Raw genomic sequence first — 20,339 nt, forward strand, 5'->3', positions numbered from 1 at the left:
CCTTTTTATCATTATAACACATTTTATTCTTTTTGAATAAAAAAAGCTTGACAAAAATTCAAAAAGGATATATAATTCGAAATGAATAACAAATTAAATAGTTTCGGAGCTTATTTAATTTAGAAATGAGGTGTGAATTTATGTCGGAAACTACTTTAGTTGTCCAGCTTCCTAAAGAATTAGAGAATCAATTACGTGCTCATTATGATGAGATGATTTCAAATGCTGTGGCAAGAGTATTTGAAGATAAAGAACTTTATAAACCCATGGTTCGTATGTCAGGTCTATCTAGGTGGTTAGATGTATCTACGACTACAATCCAAAAATGGACGAAAGAAGGAATGCCAACCATGGTGATTGATGGAGTGACTTTATACGATAAAAGAGCAGTAACAAGATGGTTGAAGCAATATGAAAGATAGGTACTCGTATGAATGGTGTTCAGTGGATCAAGATAACAACAGATATATTTGATGATGAAAAAATTCAGTTGATAGAATCGATGCCAGAAGGAGATACACTTATTGTAATATGGTTCAAAATTCTGGTACTTGCAGGAAAGCAAAATAATAGTGGCATACTGAGTCTAGGAAACAAGGTATATTACACAGAAGAGATGCTTTCAACAGTGTTTAGACGAAAAGCGACATCTGTAAAATTAGCTCTTAGCATGTTTGAAGAATTTGGCATGATAGAAATCATAGATGGCGCTATTACCATTCCAAAATGGGAGAAACATCAGAATATAGATGGCCTAGAAAAGATTAGGAAACAAACTAGGGAACGTGTTGCTCGTCATAGACAAAAACAGAAAGCACTAATTACAGGCGAGCCACAACTTGTTTTAGACTGTAACGTTACAGTAACGGATGAAAATGAGAATGTAACGCAAGAGATTAAGAACAAGAGTAAGAATAAGAAAGAGATTGAGAATATACTGGATAATAGTTCTAGAAAGCCTGAAACTTATATTCTGCCTAAATATTATTCTTTGTTAGAATCCATTTCTTATAAGTACAATGATAGATTTTTGTATCCTAACAATTACACTTTAACACATGCTCAGAAGATGAAGATAGGAGAGTATTTAGCTAGTGGATATGTAACTAGTGATGAAGTTATTAGCATGATTGAACGGATTCCTGAGGATGCGACTTCTCCGTTAGCGTATTTATTTAAGTCTATGGAGAATTTAAAGCAGGAACGTATGCTGGAGTGCAAAGCTATTGCCCATGAAAATGCCCGAAAGAAGTATATGATAAATGAGTAGATATAGGACTGTTCTAAAGAAATGTTATATCACTGAAGAGCAGAATGAAATAGTGAATAACTTGATTGAAATGACAAACCATCTAAATTTTTCCTCTTATGCTAGGAAAATGTTGTTTAAGAGTTCGCCTATTTATCTTCAATTTGATTTTGAATCTTATCGTGACTTTATATTTCAAGTTAGAAGAATTATCAATAACTTACGTCAGTTAGAAAGAATAGCGGAACAAAGTGAAGATTTCGATAATGTAAGGATATTTCACTGCTGTGTTGAGCTGATGATAGGATATGAAAAGAAGACAAGCAAACAAGTGAAAGAACTTGTGAAACGACTAAATAAGAAAACGAGGTGATAAGATTATGAGAATAAAATCGGTGTTGAAACAGGTATTTTTGACAGAAGAAGAAAATAAAAAATTAAATGATTGTATGAGGAAGGAAAATATTCATAATTTTTCTGAGTTTGCTAGAAAAAAATTAATCCGAACAGATTTGAACATTCACAAAGTCTCTTTTGAAGCGTTAGTTCCTTTGACAGAAGAGTTGGAACAGGTAGGAAAGAATATCAATTCTATAGCCCGTCTTGCAACTGTAGTTGGGAGAATAAGCTATGAAAACAAAATGGATATGTCTATTTTGATGCAAAAAATAGTTGATGTGATGGAGGAAAAAGATGTTTATTTTCAAAAGTAATATGGATAAGGATTTTGATCAGATATGCGAATACATATTGAAATTAAAGCGAGCAGAATTATTTCTTCATGGGATTAAACAACAAGATAAAACGAAGGCTCGTTTGTATCATGCGATGCTGGAATACTACGATGCTAACCATAAAAAAGAAAGACATATGAGAATTTTAAAATAAGGAAACGCTGTTAAAAATTTTGCAGCGTTTTTTATATATCTTCTTAAAATATTTGTACACACAAATGACAGTCAAATCGATTTTTGGAATTATTTTATCGAGAAGGAAAGATTTATCATAATATGACTTTGCGAGCTCAGAGTCTGTATACACACACTCCCAAAATCATCTCAAAATTTGTATACACAAAGTGTATGTATTTTTTGGGATGATTTGAATTTTGGGGAATCCCCAAACCCCTGATGAATTATACGAGCAAAAAAATTGGGAGTAAGTTTTAGAAAGAACTATTCTACAGTATTTAAAATCTGACTTTAAGTAAATTTTTTATTATGTGACTATTAGTCTGTCTCACTCCGCTAGGTGCGAGACAAAAAAATACCCGCTATGCGGGTGTGTACTGACCCCAAAAAGTTAGACAGAAAAAATCTAACTTTTGGGGTCAGTACAAAAGCGTTTTTATTGTATAAAGAATATCAAATAGTTTGAGTGTTTTACTTGTCGCTGTATTTCTTCACTATCCTTTTTGTAATACTCCTGCTTTGTTCCTGAAATATCTACAGTGAATACATCATCCTTGAAGGTATAATTCTCTTTTCGGTTTATGATATTAGAGCCAGTCAGTTCGATTGTTGCACTATCTTTATCAATTGTAAAGGTGTCGGCCTCTCCTTTGTTGCTATTTCCTTTGTTACCTGAAATGGTAAAGGCAACTTCATTTCTACTCTCGTTTATTCAACGGTATTCGCCATCTAAAGAATTGCTTGATTGGTTAGAACATGCAATTAATAAAATTGTAGATAGAGACACTAAAAGTAATGTGATAAATCTTTTCATTTACATACTTTTTATTTCTATATTATATTAAAGAAACATTACATAAGTAAGACAGTGATTTTTTAGGTTGATCTATTTCTTTCGGGAAAATCATTATTTTTCGGAAAGTTGATTTATAGTCTCTTTTAAATATAAAATTAAAAAGATGTGCAGGTTGTAATTAACTTGTGCATTTTTTTGTTTAAGGTGAATTCAAAGTATCCTAATATACCATATAGCTGAGAAATAAATCAAAATAGGGAAAAGAAGATATTGACAGAATTCCAGGGTTTGGTATAACAGTCAACTAGATAGTTACAATGATCAACAGGAGATATTCCTGAAGGTGTAATGTAAGATATTAGTGAAAAGATCGGAGAACATACATGGAATATAGTAAACTAGGCTGGGAAGAAGTTAGTAAGTTTGAGGAAATAAAAGGTTATGGACAACATATTTGGCGACATCATGAGAAATATTTTTTTGTTACAGATGAATGGGGAATAGTTGAACAGAGGGTAGTCTATGAATTACTATATAGAACTATTTCAATCACCCTACCAAGTTTTTCTGAGTTACTTGAAAAGTCTAACTTAATTTGACAATTTAGGCAATAAAGAAATTCTAGACAAGCTTTTGAGCTATTCAGAAGACTTGAAACACCACTATCATCTCTATCAGCTCTTACTTTTTCACTTTCAGAATAAGGAACCAGAAAAATTTTTCGGACTCATTGAGGACAATCTAAAGCAGATTCATCCTCTTTTTCAGACTGTCTTTAAAACCTTTCTAAAGAACAAAGAGAAAATCGTCAAGGCCCTTCAACTACCCTATTCCAACGCCAAATTGGAAGCAACCAATAATCTCATCAAACTTATCAAGCGCAATGCCTTTGGTTTTCGGAACTTTGAAAACTTCAAGAAGCGAATTTTCATCGCTCTGAATATCAAAAAAGAAAGGACGAAATGTGTCCTTTCTCGAGCTTAGCTTTTCTTCAACCCACTACAGTTGACAAAGAGCCGTAGATTTTAGGTATTTACCTTGTCTACTTAAGAGGTATCATATCATCGAGATAAAGGTGATTTGTTTGTTCCTAAGAATTAGGTTTTAGGTTTGACTTGTGGTAACTTCTGGAAAAAGCTTGTCTAGGATTTTTGGAGTGATAGCTTGTCCAGGACCTTCAGCACAGTAGGTGTGAATATACATAGAGGGATTGAAGTTGAGCTCGATACAAGTGCAATGAGGTTTTTCCTTGCTAGCAGGCTGAGTTCTATCTGGAATGATGAGGTCAACCCCGCAAGCCCAGGCCCCCATGCTAGTTGCCATAGCTGCTGCCAATTCTTGGTAAGAGGAATCTATTGTCTCAGTGACATCAATAGAGTCACCACCCGTAGAGATGTTGGAGTTACGGCGGAGATTGACCTTTTTCCCTTCTGGGAGAATATCATCAGGTGCATAACCTTGCTGAGTCAACATCAATTGTTCGATGTCTCCTAGCTTAATGATTTCCAGAGGTGAGCGGTGGTCACGGCCTCGCAATGGATTGGCATTTTTCTGAGCGACTAATTCACGAATGGTGTGTTTGCCATCACCGACAACATTAGCAGCGACACGAAGGAGGACAGCCTCACAACGCCCGTCCAGAATGAAGAAACGGTATTCGGTTCCTGGGATAAATTCTTCAACAAGAACAGCTGTATCTTCTGCAAAGGCAATCTCGAGAGCTTTCTTATAGTTATCAAGGCTGGCAGGCTCTTGGAAAATGGAAATGCCCAGACCGAAGTTGGTTGATTTTGGTTTAACCACAATTTGTTTGCCCTTGATAAGAGGATAGTAGGCTAGACCTTGTTCTAGACTGGTAAATTCGTCGCCGGCAGGGACAGGGAAACCAGCATCAGCCAGGATTTTTTTGGTCACGGTTTTATTAGCCATGGCAAGAGGAACTACATAGTTGTCTTTTGAGGTCATGTTACCATTTTTGACGTACTCAACATGATCTTTATGCCAGAGTTTAAGGAATTGATCCTGCTCATCTAGGATTTCAAAATGAAGCCCTTTTTGAATGGCATCAAAGAGCAGCATCTGGGTAGAAAGTTCCATCTCCTCATAACCCTTAAGGGCATAGTGGGCAGTCCAGTCGTAATCATGATAGGCAAGCGCCTTGTCAAGGGCAAAGTCAGAAAGGGACTTGTCTTTGATATGAGGAAGAAGTTGAGCAGCTAGTGTCTGACTGGAATCTGAAAAGGCATCTTTAACTTGTTTGACCAGACCTCGATGATAGTCACCAAGCCCAAAATGTTGCACCAGTTGGTCTAGAGCTGTCGTAATGTTCTGAGTTTCAGCTTCAGAAGGTAGAGGTTCTAAAGGATGAGAGAGGGCAATTTTTTCATTCAGCGCGTGACCTTGAGCCAGAGCCTGATCAACATTTTCAGGGGTATCCAGCCAGAGGAAGGCTAGAAGGAGTAGGTGTACGGTATCCATGGTAGTTTGGCTAATACCGATACGCTCAAAGGGGTTGAGGTCGAAGTTACGGAATTCTAGGTAGGTGATTCCCTTGTCAAGGAAGGAGCGATTAACCTTTTGTCCACGGAAACGAACAGCCGAGTAAAATTCCTTTTCCGCAATCAAATCACCTTGTTCGATATAGTTTTCGATGGCAGAGACATAGTCTTCTAGGCTTGCAAAAGATACTTGTATTTCTTCCTTATTGACATAACCATGGTCGCTGTTTCGGAAGGAACGCACGAGTTCTGGCACTTCTTGGTCGAAGAAGCCTTGCTCAGCAACAGGTGCAGCACCAAAGAGATAGGTAATCACCCAACGATAGCGCAAATAGTTCTGAGCCAGCTTGAGATAGAGGGCGTTTTTGAAAGCAATTATATCAATCTGGTCATTTTCTTGGAATAGGGCTTCAACCAAATCTTTCCCTAGTTCCATATTATAGTGGATACCTGAGATAGCTTGTAGTTTAGTTCCGTATTTTTCGGCTAGGTAGTTACGATAATGGCGTTCAAATTCATTTTCCAGTTGGGCAACTTGGATTTCTTGGGCGTTGATACGAGGAGGCATGGACAAGGGCCAGAGAAGTTCATCTTTACTGATGGAACGTCCAGCTACATCGGTAATGGCTCCAAGAAATCGACGAGCCTCAGTGGTAGATTTAGCAACTGGTGTGATGAGTTCCATCTGAAACTCACAAAAATCTGTTTGAATATAAGGGTGGAAACTTCGAGCTCCTAGGCAGGAAGGGTGAGGCGTATGTGCTAATTTTCCCTGTCTATCGACACGAAGACTTTCGCGTTCAATTCCAAAGTTAGCTTGAAGGATAGGGCTAGTAGGCTCCAGCTTTTGAAGCAGTTGATTTATAGTCATAGAGTCACCTTTTCATCTAATGTTAGTAATAGTATATTATAACAGGGAAAAGAAAACAACTTTCCGCTACGGTTAAGGGGAATTTTCGAATGTTTTAGATAAGAATTCTTAAAACCAGTTGCTTTTTAGCTCTATTATATGCAAAAATTGTAAAATACCCACCGATTTTTATGTAAAATGTTATTTCTCTTGCAATTTAAATCAAATTAGCCTATACTAATGACGTATATATGAGAACGAAAGAATCCCTAGGGTCGGCACTGCACCCATAAAATGAGACACAAGAAAACACTCCTGTTGTGGTAAACTAGAAACAGGGGTGTTTTGTTATGGTCAAAAAGCATATTCAGTAGAAACTAAGCTAGCCTGTATCGAAATGAAGAAGGCAGGCAAATCAAATAAAGTTATCATGGATACCCTCAGCATCAAAAATGCTAGTCAGGCCAAGACCTGGTAGCGATGGTATCAGAATGATGAATTGTACCGTTTCCACCAACCCGTGGGGAAACAATATACTTATGGTAATGGGATGAAACAGTTATCTGAAGTGGAACAGTTACGATTGCAGGTAGAATTACTAAAAAAGTATCAGAGCTTGATAAGAGAATCGACAAAGTAAGTCTTATCAAGCTAGTAGAAGAGTATAAGAAAACGTTCCCTGTATCTATTATTTTAGAATGTTTCGGCGTCAAACGCTCCACCTTTTATCGCTGGAAACAGGAGTGTAAGAATTCTCAGAAAAGAGGCGAAATAGCAGATAAAATCGAACAACTCTGTATAGAAAATCACTTTATTTACGGCTATCGAACCATCACTCGCTTACTAAAGAAAGTTTATAACCTCGTCGTTAATCGCAAGAAGGTCTATCGTATCATGAAGGAAAAGGGCTACCTTTGCCGTGCCCGTCCCAAGAAGGAACCTAAATTAGGGAAGCCTTACCATGTAACAGACAATAAGCTGGATCGTGATTTTCAAGCAGACAAGCCTATGGAGAAGCTTGTCACAGATATTACTTATTTATACTTAGGTAAATGTAAGCTATACTTGTCCTCCATCATGGATCTTTATAATCGTGAGATTGTGGCTTATACCATCTCAGATTGTCAGGATACGGACTTTGTGTTGGACACGCTCCATCAATTGGAATTACCTCAAGGAGCGATCTTACACAGTGATCAGGGATCGGTTTACACCTCAAAAGCTTACTATCAGGCTTGTGTAGAAAAAGGCATCACCCGCTCCATGTCCCGTAAGGGAACACCAGCAGATAATGCCTGTATCGAATGGTTTCATTCCGTCCTAAAGTCTGAAACCTTCTATCTCCATAAGTGAAGAAACATAACTGGAGATAGTATAACAGATATTGTCAAAAATTACATCATATTTTATAATGAAACTAGAATTCAACAAAAATTGAATGACCAGTCCCCTGTAGAGTACAGAGAATTGGTCGTAGAAGGGGTCCAGCAACCGAAGGGCGTTTCCTCCCAAAATGTGTCCAAAATATTGATAGAATTCCAGTTTTTGATAAGTCCGTTTAAAAAGACGAATCATCTTCTATTATATATTATTTTCTAAGTCAAAAATGATATAATAAAATGCAGAAACGGTTATATGAGGACTTTGTCAAGATTTTTTGGAAAATCCAGATGTTGTTTTTTTTCTCTACCTATTTTTCTAAAACTGGGGAAAATCTGATATAATAAGCTTTGTAGGTGTATTATATTAATACTTACAGAACCGAACTATTCCCCTATTTAAGAAATATTGATTCAAATTTTATGAAATCAATCAGTAAATATCGTTCATAAAAACCTTGATATTACGCTATTTTTAGTCCAACTGAAACTCATACTTTCCAAACCAGGTCTTAAGAAAGCTCGTAAAGCATCACAATTCTCAAAACGTTAAGAACCAGCTACAATACAGCATTTACAACACTTCATGGTTCACACCATTACTTTTTAAGATTGCGATAAGCAATCTCTCCAACAGCCATTGGAATGACATTTGAAGTGTTGACATAAATTTGAGTTGTGCCTGTCTCACTATGTGTTAGAGCCTCAGAAATAGCTTCAATAGATGTTCCAGCCGTTGCCCCTGTATGTCGTAATTTATGAGGTGTAGCGTGTGCTAACTCTTTGTGACGTTTTCGAATGCTTTTCATTTTGTTATTTAGGTAATCAGAGTGGAGAGGTTTGTTTATGTTTTCCTTTGTATCTATATAGGTAAAGACAAATTGTTCTGGATTGCTGATGATACCGAACTGTGCTAGTTCGTATTTTTGTTGTTTTTTCCAAGAGGTATGAAGTTGAAGTAAGTCATTAAAAATAGAGAAAATAGGATAGCAAAAACTCTATTTGCGGAGAAAATGAAGCAAATATTTCCATAATAAAACGCATAATATCAAGGTTGTTCATTCAATCCTTGATATTATGCGTTTTTCTGATTTTAAAGCCTGATTGCTCAGTCTCTTTATAGTCTGTTTGATTATTAAATCGTTATTAAAATTCAATGGAGATTCGTCATTATGAGTAATAATAGTTCTTCCAGAAGTTATAGATTCCACTTTATCCCATTAGATAGTGTGTTCTAAATTCACTATATCTTGTTAGGTTTTAGGGAGAATCATTGATAACAGACTGTTGCAAATCTAGTTAGCTATATGATTTATACTTATTTACTTTTCTAGTAACCAATCTATGATATTTTTTTTCTCAATTCCATTGTAATTGGCTGTTGGCTGAATTGTATCCATTGTTAATAGATATTTTGGGAATTGATCTTTAATGGCTTCTAGTGGTCTAAGTTCTCTTTCTAGTGTTTCTGGAGCAAGTGTTGTTTCACTGACCTGATAATAAGCGTAGTGACCAAGATCAGTTACAACAACAAAATCAACCTCATATTTATCTAAATTACCAACATATACTTGTGAATATCTACGTCTCAATTCCAAATAAACAATATTTTCCAAGATATGACCAATATCTTCTTTGTGGTCTGGCAATAAGAGGTGTCGTAAACCTAAATCAACGGGATAATATTTTTCTAAGCGTTGTAATAATGCTCTGCCTTTTACATCAAAACGTGGAACGGAATAAAAAAGTAAACTGTCTGTCAAAGTCGTCAAATAATTTTCCAAAGTATTGTGGGATATTGAAACATTTTGGCTGACAAGGGTATTGCGAATCTTATTTGTTGATATTAAGCTACCTGTACTACTGAGAAGGGTTCGTACAATGCGCTCAATAATAGTAGGATTTGGATTTCCCAATCTAGTGACAATATCATTTAACAGTATGGAGTTATATATTCCTCTGAGATAATCAATTTTTTCAGCGTAAGATGATGTTTGCAATAAGTAAGGGAAAGCACTAAAGAGATAATTGTTAAAAATTTCTGTTGTATTCAGATTCTCTGAGAGAAATTGACCTGATAGGTATTCTTCAAATGATAAAGGAAGAACCTCTATTTCAACATAACGCCCAGTCAAATTTGTTGCTAATTGGCTGCTCATAAAGTAGGCGTTCGACCCAGTCAAATAGAGGTCAACATTTGGCAAGATGAATAGACTATCTGCTACTAGTTCAAATTTTTCAACATGTTGAATTTCATCTAAAAAGATATAGTATGTTTTTTCCTCAACTAATCGCTCTTTTATATAAGCAAATAATGTTTGAAAATGTCGCAGGTCATAATAACTCAGATCCTCAAAATTGATGGATATGAGTTGATCTTCGTCTACCCCAGTTGCTAGTAATTCCTCTTTATAGAGTTGAAAGAGAACAGATTTACCAGCTCGTCTAACTCCACTCACCACCTTAATGATTTGGCGGTCACGATGTCTTCTTAAAAAGTCTAAATAATGTGGTCTTTTAATATAGTTCATAATAGATACCTCAAAGATAGTATAACACAAATAGAAATTATTTTCAAATATTTAGAAATAACATTTAATTCATTTAATTATTTTTAAAAAATTGAAAATAATATTTTTCTATAATCAAAAAATAGTCCATTTTGGTATGGCATGATAGTAAATCTTGTGAGGTTTTATAGCAAGTATTCATAATAAAAAAGCGCATACTATCAGGTACATAAAAGCTTGATAGTACACGTTTTATCTTAGAAATATTTACTGGATTTTCTTTTCAAACTGACTTTTTAAGAAGTTGTCTTGTCAACAATTTTAAAGACATTTTTGAAGCTATGTTGGACTGAAAGATATTGTGCTGATGATAATCTAAAAAATGATCATTAGACTTATCTTTGGAAAAACTGTAAAATATCAAAAATTACTACAGACCTTGGATTTTACTTATTATTTCCATGATTTAGATTGCTTACATTTTGTTTTGATAAGTTTTACGGTAATCTCCAGGAGAAAGTCCAGTCCTTTGTTTAAAAATTTTAGTAAAGTAGGAATAATTATCATACCCTACTTGACAAGACACTTGTGATATCGAGATATTTGTTTGAGATAGGAGAGATTTAGCAGCATTAATGCGCTTATCCGTTATATATTTAACAAGAGTTTCTCCAGTTTCTTTTTTAAAAATTCTAGCTAAATGATCTGCGCTGAGATAAACCATATCTGCTAATATAGAACGATTTATATCTTTATAGTAGTGATGATCTATGTATTCGACGATGCGTTGAATACTATTTTTTTGGTTTTCAATGTTTGTTGCAAATTTCTTAGCATGTGACCAGTAATAATCAAAGTAATCCTGAAAAGATTCAATTGAATGAAAGCGTCGTTGGAATAGGAAATCATGAGTGCTGTTTTGGAATAATTTATGAGCTGAAATTCCATTTTGATCTAGATATATTCCTATTTGTTGAGTCCAATCTAGTAAAATTTGTTGTAGTGTGAAAGTAGGAATTTGAGAATTATAAGCAAGTGAATTAATTTTTTCTCTTAATTCGTATTCACTTAAGGTATCTAAAAAAGTAATTGAAAGAGTTTCTGTTTTAAAGGAAGTTGGAAAACTATGTGGAACACATATAATAGTATTCCAATAAGAGACATACTGTTCATTATAAGTGTAGAGTTCTTTGGTATGAAATAAAATATCGGATATTTTATGGCAACTCTTATATATAATATTTGAGTATTTGCTAAAATTATTGGAAATTTGAGAATGAATTTCATATGCTAATTATACCACACTTCACTCAGCAGTCCTATTATTATATATAGGGCAGCAATCTATAACTCGCTCTTTTAAATACTTAAATATCACCAATAAATCGGTAGTGTATTTCCAGTTTAATTTGTCTATTCTTGCCTCTACCAATCGGTTGGTGAATAATAATCTTATCAATCAATTCGTTGATAATTTTCGGTGTCAACTTCTCAAGCTGAGTATATTTTCGAATGGTTGTCATAAATTTTTCAATGTTGTGGGCAGATTTCATTTTCACCCCAAGAGTTTCGGTGGCGGTTTGGACTTTTTCATTCAACTCGGCTTGTTCCGCCTCATAGCTGTCGCACAATTTTTTGAAGCGGTCGTCTGCAATCTCACCCAACAGTTGCCTTTCGTAGAGTCGCTGGATGATAGTATCCAATTCCACCATTCGCTGTTTATTTTTGGTCAGCTGTTTTTGCAGTTCGCTGAACTTCTTGGTTTCTTTGATTTCAAACTTGTCCTTCAAGCGTTGTAATAAATCTGCTTCGTTAATCTGAAACGAGTTTATCAGTTCTTGAAGCTCGTTTAAAATTAGGTTTTCCAATACTTCTTTACGAAGATAGTGACCGCCCGAACAAGTATCGCCAGCTCGCTTAAAATGGTGACATTTATAATGGTCGAGATTCACACCAGCTTTTTCTTGTGGACAAAAACTGAGTTTATGTCCGTTTTCGCAATAAAGCAAGCCTGCAAACAAGTTTTCATGTCCTGGTTTATCTTTCCAGTTATGTCTTTGAACGACTCGCTTGTGGTTCATCATTTTTCTTGCAATTTCAAAATCTTCCTTCGAAATAATCGCTTCGTGGCTATCTGGGAAAATTAGCCAATCTTCACGAGGTCTCAGGCGACAATTTCGCTGTTTATAGGAAATTTTTGCGGTTTTCAAGTTAATGGTTGAGCCGATATACTCCTCTTTTTCTAATATTTGCCAAATCATCTGAGTTTTCCAATAACAAGGGTCACTCTCTAAAATCCGATAGTTCGCAATGCCCAGATTTATTTTGTAGCGAGCAGGAGTGAGAATTTTGTCACACCTTAAACCTTGAGCTATCTCAGTTGGCGTTCTGCCTGAAATATACTCCGAAAATATTCGTTTAACGATTTCTGAAGCATATTCATCTACCAACCACTCCTTACGATTTTCTGGATTATTGAGATATCCATAAGGGGTAATCCAACCGATTTTTTCGCCATTTTTGGCTTTGGTATGTTTCGAAAGCTTAATTTTCTCGCTACACTGCATACTATACCAGTTGTTAAACAGGGAAACTAAGGGTGTGAGATAGGCATCTTGGCTGGATTTCTTGTTGCTATCTATATTTTCTTGTAGGGAAATGAAGCGAATGTTTTTCGAAGGGAAAACCACCTCCAAAAGATTTCCTGAAAGCAGGTAATCTCTTGAAACACGGCTCAAATCCTTTACCACAAAATTCGAAACTTGGTTGTTTTCAACCAATGCAAGAGCCTGTTGGAAAGCTGGACGCTGGGCATTTGAACCCGAATAGCCATCATCGTAAAATACAATTGGGTTACTCAAATTCTCTTGCTCCGCCAGTTTGCTTAAAATCAAGCGTTGGTTGGAAATTGAGTTAGATTCACCTTCGTTTGCGTCTTCTGCGGAAAGTCTACAATACAAAACGCTAATCTCGCTCAAACCTTCAAACTCAACCTCCGTCCAATTTGGAATCTGCCTTGTTAATGTGCTGTTTGTCATAGTGTCTCCTTTCAATTACACTCTAACCCATGGACAGGATACCTCGAAAGGGCGAAGAAGTCCAGCGGTTTATGGGTTGTAAGCGATTTTTTAGGTAATTTATGGTAGAATGAGGTTAATAAAAATATTGAGGTGTTAGTATGGAATTGCCTGTTATTCTAAATGAAACTCTTCCAAATTTAATATTTCCTACTATTTCTGGAGCTGTAGTTTCTTATATAGGTTATAGACTTGGGATAAAGGAAGTCATAAAGAGTGGAAGTGTTGCAAAACTATATGAAATGATTGATACAAATAACCCAAGATTTTCTCCTTTAGAGTTAGCTAAATGTAAGAATGCTATGGATATTGGTAAACTTGCTCAAACATATCGAAAAATAGAGAATAGTTCAGGCGTTGAGTTTTCCTTTGAGTGGTTTGATAGATTTTTTGATGCTGCATCAAGAGTATCAGATGATGATATGAAAGCAATTTGGGCGAAAATTCTGAGTGAGGAAGCTAACAACAAGGGAAAATATTCTTTTCGATTTATTGAATCTATGAAATTACTTAGCCAATATGAAGCAGAAACATTTTCAAAACTGGCAAAATTAGCATTGTCAGAACCCGATGGGAATATATATATTTATGCTCCATCAGATTCACAAATAGAAATATATGAAAAGTATGGAATTAATGACTATGATTTTTTGCTCATGGAAGAGTGCGGTCTGATTAATATGGGTGTGACCCAAAACCATGATATTGAATTAGATGTCGAAACTTGCAACGGATTCTCTAATGGGAATTTATTTGTTAGATTTTATTCAGAAACTTTATCAGATGAGATGGTGTTTAAATTCGAAAGCTATCCTTTAACAAGATTTGGTCAACAAATTTATAATCTCATCGAAGATGTTAGTTGTAAAGGATTTGTTTTGGATTTAGCGAATAATATTAAGGAATCGTTAGAAGTAGATTTAGTTGTTGAAGTTCATCCTATTTTAGAAATTGAAGATGGGGATGTTATTGTAGATACTGACATTAATATTCTTAAAAAAAGAGTCCCAAACAGGACTCATAAATCATAAACCGTTCAATTTTTTAATTTTACGATTGTATTTTTTGACCTGTCTTGTTGATTTCAAAATCGGAATGTATACTCCTTTAGGGAGTGTTATCTCTCCATTATCTGCTCTTCGGGAGAACATTAGAAGTTCCTCGAAAGCCCTAACTCGGCGTTCGAGTGCTCTATCTTTAAAAAATTTAATTATTCCCATCTTACCTCCTCAAAAAGAAAAAACGAAATAGAACAATTACAATCCACAGGTCTGTAAAGTTCTACTTCGTTTTTAAGTATGTTCAAATTATACTATAAAATAAATGTTTTGTCAATACGTAGAACAATTCTTTATTTTTCCTTCAAAATCAGCTTTTCCAGTAACTCTTTCAAACTTTTCGAACCACCAAATCTTCGGTCAATCTTAAAAGTTGCTCGCCCGATTTTGACAATTCGTTCTTTTTCATTATTCATCTGTTCGTCCTCCAATCCATTCACTAAATTCTTCCAGCGTCACCACCTGAAACATTGGCTGAAAATTATTCAGCTCGCTTTCGATTTTCTTCGAAATCACTTCTTTTCGTTTGTCGTGCGGCACAATCCATAGAACCAGTGGAAACACACCGTCTTGTTCTCGCTGTTCAATGCCTGTTTGGTAGTAGGCGATGTATTTTTTACACTGGTTCACCACTTGATTGAGGGTTTCGGTCGCCATATCAATTTCATAAAAATAACTGTCCTCATATTCGCCCAAAACCAGCTGGGCAAAAGCATCGGGCTTGAGAAAAATCTTCTTGCCCGAAAAGGTGGCGTAGGTGCGGTGGCAGGTGGGCTCAAAATCGAACCGTTCCAGCTGGATTTTGCCAGCTTCTTCCAACAATTTCAGAAAAACATACGCTTGTGTCACCGCCAGCGTGTGTTCCAAGTGGTGGGCGGTGGGTTCACACTTGTTTTTGAAGCGGTGCGGTCGCTTTAGAGATTTCAAACCTTTTGCCGTGATGTGCCAAACGAAACTGCCTGAACCTGCTCGTACACCACCGATTCGCCGTTCGAGGTGATTGATGAGTTGGCGATTTTTGATCTGGTTTAAAAGCAAGTTAGCTCTTCGGAAAGCAGTTCGCGAATGCTGGCTATCCTGAAAATAGAGGGCAACAATCTGCTTGGTGGTCGCATAACGGCACTGGGCGAGTAGGGTTAAAATCTCTCGTTCTTTTTCCGTTAGTTCAATTTTCTCCATTTTGTCCTCCTCGCTTCTTCCGTCCTAAGTTTTTGGGCGGCGTTTCATCTTTCTTGTTTTGAAGTGGGATATTTTCGAAATTGACTAAATCGTCGCCGTAGCGTTCCAAACTTTCGGCATAAAGTTCATCAATTGGCTTAGCATTTTTCGAAAGAGGCAGACTTTGCCCTGAGACCCACTTGAAGTGGTTGTAAAAAATCGGCATTTGGGCATAAAAGTGAAAAGGTGCAAGAGTCATAAAATCTTCGAAAGTTAGCTCTGGAGCTTGGCTGGCGAGTTCCTTGGCTTCGTGGTGTTCCAGCGTGAAAATGATTTTACTGCGACAATTACTCAAAATGCTGGTACGGAGAGTTGGTGGCAGTTGCGTCAGGTGCTGGCTGGCGAGAATGTAGCCCACTTTCATCGAACGAGACACCGCGAGAGCATCCTCCAAATCCACAGGGAGCTTAAGGAATTGCCCCAGCTCATCAATGTAAATGGGCAGGAAAGGGCGATTTTCAGGGGCGAGACGGGCTTGGTGGAGGGTTAGCTGGTAGATGTAGTTAGTGATAAGCGACCCTATAAATTTAGCGTTTGTCACCCCAATCTGCCCTCTGTTGAGGTTAACCAAGACTACTTTTCTACTGGTGAAAAGCTCCATCAGGTTAAATTTTTTCGAAGTAGAGGCAAGCATAGCTCGCAGTTCTTTTCGCAATAATAGCTGACGAACTTTGTTCAGAACGGGCGAGATTAATACCTCACGGTTTGCTTCACTTAGCTGGTTGTAGCTCTGCCAAAAATCCAAGAGAAAGGGGTCGGAAATCTGCGAAAGTATCTGATGGCGAAAGGCAAGGTTGGTTAAAAATTGAGGCAGTTGGGTAAGATTGGAATTTTCAACTTGTGACAGGACGGTTAAGGCATGGCTGAGAACATCAACCGTGCGAATACCCCAGTTGTCGCTGAAAAGTTCTTGAAAAAGATTAAGCAACATATCTGCCACCAGCTCAGGCGAGGTGTAACGAGTCAGGTCAAAGGGGTTTAGACTGATAATTTTGTTGCTGGAGCTGGGGTCGATGATAACCAAATCAGCTCGCCGTTCTTTTGGGAAATGAGCCAACACTTCTCGCACCAAGTCGCCTTTTGGGTCAATTAACAGCGTGCTTCTACCTGCCTGAATATCTGTTAAAATGAACTGGGCGAGTAGGGTAGATTTACCGACACCCGTTCCGCCTAAAACTAATAAATGTTGAGTAGCGTCTCGAGGTAAAATCTGGAGTGGTTCGTTTTTGAGGCTTTCACCAAATTTTCGAACAGGCACATCTGGCGCTTTATATCCCAAAGGCAGGCGGAGAATTTTGGGGTGAATATTAGCAATCCCAGCCAGCTCGCCTTCGCCAATAGGGGCAAGCCAAAAACTGGCAAGCTCCTGCGAAGAAAGGGTGAGTGGAAAAGACCACGGAATTTGAACTTTATTCACTTTCTCGCTGGAAATTGGGTTGAGAAAAAGTTCGACACCGCTGGATTCTAACATTCGAAAGGCTCCTAAAACGGTATGGTATAGCTCATTCTTACGAAAATGACTATCACTTCGCACGCCGATCCGTACATCTGCTTGAAACTGGGCATGGCAGAGTTTTTCCCGAATTAACTTGTCAGCATCTTTGGAAAGTTTTGGAATATTACCCGAAATCCATTGCCACCAAGTGGCGTTGAGGTGCGATAAATCACGAGCCAGCGGTTGTGGCGGACGCGACTTGCCCACTACAACCTGTACACAAATTTCTTCCTGCGGTTTTAGGTGATGACTCAGTGCCAAAAAGGAACGAGTGAAATTTTCAACACCATCTGTTTTGAGGCTAAAATGGTTGCGTTTGATAGCTACACGCCACGCTTTTTCAGATGTTTTTCGCTCTTTAGGGCGAAGTTTTGAAAACTGAATGTCATTGGAAACCTGCATCATTTTGTGTAAATAGGGCGTGTCCAGTGGGCTACTGAGAAGCAAATATCGCACCTCGTTTTTCATTAAACGAATCTCCAAAACGAAGGGCTGGCGTCTGGTGTAGCCTGAGAGTCGCACCATCAAATCCAGTATGTCTTGAAATTCCACGGGGCGAGTGTAATCCATCTCGAATGCTTCAAAATTTGTTGGGCGCTTCATCGGTTCACCTCCAATCTCTTTTGTTTTTCCAGTAGCGAAAGGCAAGCATTCCGCCACCAAGTAATACGGCAAGCAAGCTTAAGGGTAGGGCAATTTCGATTAGCCAGTGAACCGCCCGATTGACCAAATAAGCCAGCAGAACGAAAAGCAAGGTGTAGCCAACTATTTTTCGCACACTTCATCATCTGCCTTTCTGTAGTCAATGGGGTTTTTAGAATATTGAGGAACGGGATAGTGAGAGATAATAATGTCGCTCTCAACTTCATTACCCCATATAGCCCATTTTTTATTAGAAGACACAGGTCGCCTTGCAAAGAGCTCCAAATAATCTGGTTCAGAACAGCGTTCGATGATAGCAAAGAGTTCCTCGGGCTTATGGCTATGGTCTTGTTTGGGGAAGAAGCCCCAATTCATTTGACCTTTAAACTTGATAGGAGCTTTTCCACGAGTTGCGAAAATTACATGCTCGGTGGAATTTCGCAGGTAAGTTCCCAAGCCGAGCGTTGGCTTGACCCAAGTGAAAATGCTTTTTGGCTCAAAGCCCCACGCCCGAATAATATCGTAAGATTCTTCCATATAAGAGTTGGAAGTCCAAAACCAGAGATGGGCGTTGTCTGCAGCGATATCCTTGATGGGCATATTGCGGATTTCCTCGTGGCTCATCAGGTTGTAATGTTTGCAGGCTCCGTAGCTACCCGTTTGGTTCTTCATATAGGGAACATCAGCGAGGATGGTTTTGAATTTCTTTGGTTGAGTTGGTTGTGTCATTTTAAAATCCTTTCTGTTTGTGACGCTTCGAGCATACCAGAAATCACTAGCAAAAGGGAGCATAAGCAGTTTATGGATTAGGAGCGATGAGAATGGTGCTGTATCTGTTAAGGTACTATCATATTGCTGTTTTATTCAGTGATGTAAAAATTACTTCACTTTCTAAGTTCTTTGAGTAGTTCCGCCTGAGCTGAAAGGAATGCCTCGTTGACGGCTTGCCTTTTTTCGAGAAATTGAGCTAGTTCAATTTCTTCTTCAGTGTAAACAGGAGGAAGATTTTTGTTTTTCTCTTTGACAGGTTGTTTTTTAGATTGAGAATCAAGATATACCAACAAGGCAATAACGCCAGCCACAAAGCCAAGAGAAACGGCAAAAATTATGGGCAAGATAAGCTCATTCATAGGGAACCTCCTATCTTATTTGTCGGGAGGCAACCAAGGCAAAAGTCTTGATGATGAAATCTGTGCGTTCCTTGGCATGGGGAGTTTTTGCCAGAATATCTGCCTCGAGCTTCGAAAGGTCGCCTACTTTGTTAAGAATGTCTGCCGTCAGAAGCTGATTCTTTTGAAGTACCGCCATCTCCTTCGAAAGTGATTTGGCAACTTCAAGCTGAAATGGATTCGCCAGTTGAGGAGTTACATCTGTTTGGTTTTGAGTATTTTGTGGAAGCATAGTTTTTCTCCTTAATAGCCCCATAGAGGCAGGTTTATATTAGTGGGGCTTACACAACCTAATATAAACCTGTAGTCAATTATTTTCTAGACCTTTTCTTTGTGAAATATATCGCAACAGCTGAGGTTAGAAGATACGGTAAAAAGATAAGTAATGTTAGCAAGAGAATTTTCCTCCTTAAAAGAGTATAATAAAAGTAAAAGGTTTATCAGAGGGGGAGTCGACTTTTTCCTTTGATGATTTTAGTATAATACTAATCACATTCCTGAACTAGCACCTAAAAACAACAAAAACAACAGAATGGAGGCAAAATCATGTATCATCTATGCTTTGCGACATTTATGGATATGCTCATGTTAAATCAAAATCATAGAAGTTATATTGGTAGGACGACTTTCGTAAGAGAATTTTTGGTATGTTTTGAAGATAGTCTTGGAAACTATTCGAAAAATGTTATTGGCTACCTATTGAGTCGGAGTAGAAATCCGTCTAAAATATTAATGAAAAAATTGAAGGTGGGGAAAATGGAAGATTCTACTGATGCTTTAAACTATTTTGTTGGTAAACATCTAATTGAAGAAAGCGATGATGTCAAATCAAGCATGATTAGCTTAGTAAAAAATTCGGAAAATATTAGTTGTAAAGATAAGGATAAACTAATAGATATTATTACTAATGACATTACGTATAACTTTTTAAAAGAGGTGTTCTATTTCACTATAGAAAATACTGTCAATATTGACTTAAAAATTAAGACTCTTGAAGATTTACAAAAAGCCATTATTAACACTGATAATAACGCTAAACTTGAAAAATTATGCTTGATAGCTTTTGATATGAAAAACGAAAGTGCTATGAATTTATGTTTTGAAAAAATGACAAATTCTGTTCATATTAGTAGAGTGATTGAGTATGCTGTTGAAAGTGGATTCCACAATGATGAAATTATGCAAGACTTTATTGATAAAATGATTTCTAAAATAAGTAATAATGTTTATTTAGATAGAATTTTTAAAACATATTTGTCTAAAGAAGAAATATCAAATGACGATAAGATTCAATTTATCGACAGGCATATTCATCAAATTGCTAATAATAAGTATCTATTTGATATTTTGAAATTTTTATATGAGAATAATTTTAAAACACAGGCAATTAAGTATATGAGTAAATTAACTAATGATACTTACACCACTCGATTCCAAGAGTTTATAGGTTCTATTGACAAAACATAAATATTAGTGTATAATTAAGC

The 20,339-nt window shown here is 36.9% G+C and carries 19 protein-coding genes and 3 pseudogenes; 9 read left to right on the plus strand and 13 right to left on the minus strand.

Annotation, left to right across the window (positions count from 1 at the left end):
• The first annotated feature begins 140 nt into the window (after nt 1-140).
• The 4 genes from ACORHU_RS01420 to ACORHU_RS01435 all read left to right on the plus strand — a co-directional run bounded on the left by ACORHU_RS01420 (nt 141) and on the right by ACORHU_RS01435 (nt 2,137).
• Entirely contained in the window at nt 141-422 is a 282-nt protein-coding gene (locus tag ACORHU_RS01420) for a DNA-binding protein (protein WP_049531916.1), read from the plus strand.
• An 8-nt stretch (nt 423-430) separates the two neighbouring features.
• A complete protein-coding gene (locus tag ACORHU_RS01425; RefSeq protein ID WP_049531917.1) occupies nt 431-1,270 on the plus strand; it encodes a phage replisome organizer N-terminal domain-containing protein in 840 nt (279 codons plus the stop codon).
• A 359-nt stretch (nt 1,271-1,629) separates the two neighbouring features.
• Nucleotides 1,630-1,962 (plus strand): hypothetical protein, encoded by a 333-nt coding sequence (locus ACORHU_RS01430; RefSeq protein ID WP_049531919.1) that lies wholly within the window; start codon nt 1,630-1,632, stop codon nt 1,960-1,962.
• Nucleotides 1,943-2,137: a hypothetical protein gene (locus ACORHU_RS01435; protein WP_000469564.1), complete on the plus strand. Its 195-nt coding sequence runs from the start codon at nt 1,943-1,945 to the stop codon at nt 2,135-2,137. Before ACORHU_RS01430 ends, ACORHU_RS01435 begins: the two co-directional genes overlap by 20 nt.
• A gap of 459 nt (nt 2,138-2,596) precedes the next feature.
• Here the strand turns inward: ACORHU_RS01435 and ACORHU_RS01440 are convergent.
• A pseudogene (locus ACORHU_RS01440) lies at nt 2,597-2,974 on the minus strand (hypothetical protein).
• A gap of 365 nt (nt 2,975-3,339) precedes the next feature.
• Here ACORHU_RS01440 and ACORHU_RS01445 point away from each other — a divergent pair.
• A complete protein-coding gene (locus ACORHU_RS01445) occupies nt 3,340-3,555 on the plus strand; it encodes a hypothetical protein (RefSeq protein WP_000456789.1) in 216 nt (71 codons plus the stop codon).
• A gap of 1 nt (nt 3,556) precedes the next feature.
• Nucleotides 3,557-3,940: pseudogene (locus ACORHU_RS01450) on the plus strand (transposase); the annotation flags it as partial.
• Nucleotides 3,941-4,060: 120 nt separating this feature from the next.
• Here the strand turns inward: ACORHU_RS01450 and gshAB are convergent.
• Entirely contained in the window at nt 4,061-6,325 is a 2,265-nt protein-coding gene (gene gshAB, locus ACORHU_RS01455; protein ID WP_434364598.1) for a bifunctional glutamate--cysteine ligase GshA/glutathione synthetase GshB, read from the minus strand.
• Between the two features lie 376 nt (nt 6,326-6,701).
• Between gshAB and ACORHU_RS01460 the strand changes: the two are divergent.
• Nucleotides 6,702-7,780 (plus strand): annotated as a pseudogene (locus ACORHU_RS01460) (IS3 family transposase); the annotation flags it as partial.
• A 502-nt stretch (nt 7,781-8,282) separates the two neighbouring features.
• Here the strand turns inward: ACORHU_RS01460 and ACORHU_RS01465 are convergent.
• The 4 genes from ACORHU_RS01465 to ACORHU_RS01480 form a co-directional block, all read right to left on the minus strand.
• The gene (locus ACORHU_RS01465; RefSeq protein WP_148877355.1) at nt 8,283-8,666 is read right to left on the minus strand and encodes a tyrosine-type recombinase/integrase; all 384 of its coding nucleotides are present in this window, start codon (nt 8,664-8,666) and stop codon (nt 8,283-8,285) included.
• Between the two features lie 339 nt (nt 8,667-9,005).
• Nucleotides 9,006-10,214, minus strand: coding sequence for an ATP-binding protein (locus ACORHU_RS01470; RefSeq protein ID WP_434364599.1), 1,209 nt, complete (start codon nt 10,212-10,214; stop codon nt 9,006-9,008).
• Between the two features lie 454 nt (nt 10,215-10,668).
• The gene (locus ACORHU_RS01475) at nt 10,669-10,917 is read right to left on the minus strand and encodes a helix-turn-helix domain-containing protein (RefSeq protein WP_023941498.1); all 249 of its coding nucleotides are present in this window, start codon (nt 10,915-10,917) and stop codon (nt 10,669-10,671) included.
• Between the two features lie 643 nt (nt 10,918-11,560).
• Complete coding sequence (locus ACORHU_RS01480; protein ID WP_434364600.1) at nt 11,561-13,231, minus strand: recombinase family protein; 1,671 nt, start codon at nt 13,229-13,231, stop codon at nt 11,561-11,563.
• Between the two features lie 140 nt (nt 13,232-13,371).
• On the opposite strand from ACORHU_RS01480, the gene ACORHU_RS01485 reads away from it, so the two are divergent.
• Nucleotides 13,372-14,301: a DUF2806 domain-containing protein gene (locus tag ACORHU_RS01485; RefSeq protein WP_434364601.1), complete on the plus strand. Its 930-nt coding sequence runs from the start codon at nt 13,372-13,374 to the stop codon at nt 14,299-14,301.
• On the opposite strand, the gene ACORHU_RS01490 is transcribed toward ACORHU_RS01485, so the two are convergent.
• The 7 genes from ACORHU_RS01490 to ACORHU_RS01520 all read right to left on the minus strand — a co-directional run bounded on the left by ACORHU_RS01490 (nt 14,296) and on the right by ACORHU_RS01520 (nt 19,084).
• Nucleotides 14,296-14,490 carry a hypothetical protein gene (locus tag ACORHU_RS01490; protein WP_217472523.1) on the minus strand — a complete coding sequence of 65 codons (195 nt, stop codon included), beginning with the start codon at nt 14,488-14,490 and terminating at the stop codon, nt 14,296-14,298. The two genes, ACORHU_RS01485 and ACORHU_RS01490, sit on opposite strands and share 6 nt — an antisense overlap.
• A 131-nt stretch (nt 14,491-14,621) precedes the next feature.
• Complete coding sequence (locus tag ACORHU_RS01495; RefSeq protein WP_434364602.1) at nt 14,622-14,744, minus strand: hypothetical protein; 123 nt, start codon at nt 14,742-14,744, stop codon at nt 14,622-14,624.
• Nucleotides 14,737-15,507, minus strand: coding sequence for a replication-relaxation family protein (locus ACORHU_RS01500; RefSeq protein ID WP_434364603.1), 771 nt, complete (start codon nt 15,505-15,507; stop codon nt 14,737-14,739). The genes ACORHU_RS01495 and ACORHU_RS01500 overlap by 8 nt, the downstream gene beginning before the upstream one ends.
• A complete protein-coding gene (locus tag ACORHU_RS01505; RefSeq protein WP_434364604.1) occupies nt 15,494-17,644 on the minus strand; it encodes a type IV secretory system conjugative DNA transfer family protein in 2,151 nt (716 codons plus the stop codon). Before ACORHU_RS01505 ends, ACORHU_RS01500 begins: the two co-directional genes overlap by 14 nt.
• A gap of 162 nt (nt 17,645-17,806) precedes the next feature.
• Nucleotides 17,807-18,412 (minus strand): MT-A70 family methyltransferase, encoded by a 606-nt coding sequence (locus ACORHU_RS01510; RefSeq protein ID WP_434364605.1) that lies wholly within the window; start codon nt 18,410-18,412, stop codon nt 17,807-17,809.
• A 155-nt stretch (nt 18,413-18,567) separates the two neighbouring features.
• On the minus strand, nt 18,568-18,813 hold the full coding sequence (locus tag ACORHU_RS01515; protein WP_285306332.1) for a hypothetical protein: 246 nt from the start codon (nt 18,811-18,813) through the stop codon (nt 18,568-18,570).
• Between the two features lie 10 nt (nt 18,814-18,823).
• Nucleotides 18,824-19,084 (minus strand): hypothetical protein, encoded by a 261-nt coding sequence (locus ACORHU_RS01520; RefSeq protein ID WP_434364606.1) that lies wholly within the window; start codon nt 19,082-19,084, stop codon nt 18,824-18,826.
• A 524-nt stretch (nt 19,085-19,608) separates the two neighbouring features.
• Here ACORHU_RS01520 and ACORHU_RS01525 point away from each other — a divergent pair.
• Nucleotides 19,609-20,319 carry a hypothetical protein gene (locus tag ACORHU_RS01525; RefSeq protein WP_434364607.1) on the plus strand — a complete coding sequence of 237 codons (711 nt, stop codon included), beginning with the start codon at nt 19,609-19,611 and terminating at the stop codon, nt 20,317-20,319.
• The last annotated feature ends 20 nt before the right edge of the window (nt 20,320-20,339 follow it).

Source organism: Streptococcus sp. KHUD_015 (genome assembly GCF_051106265.1).
In the GTDB taxonomy this organism is placed as follows: domain Bacteria; phylum Bacillota; class Bacilli; order Lactobacillales; family Streptococcaceae; genus Streptococcus.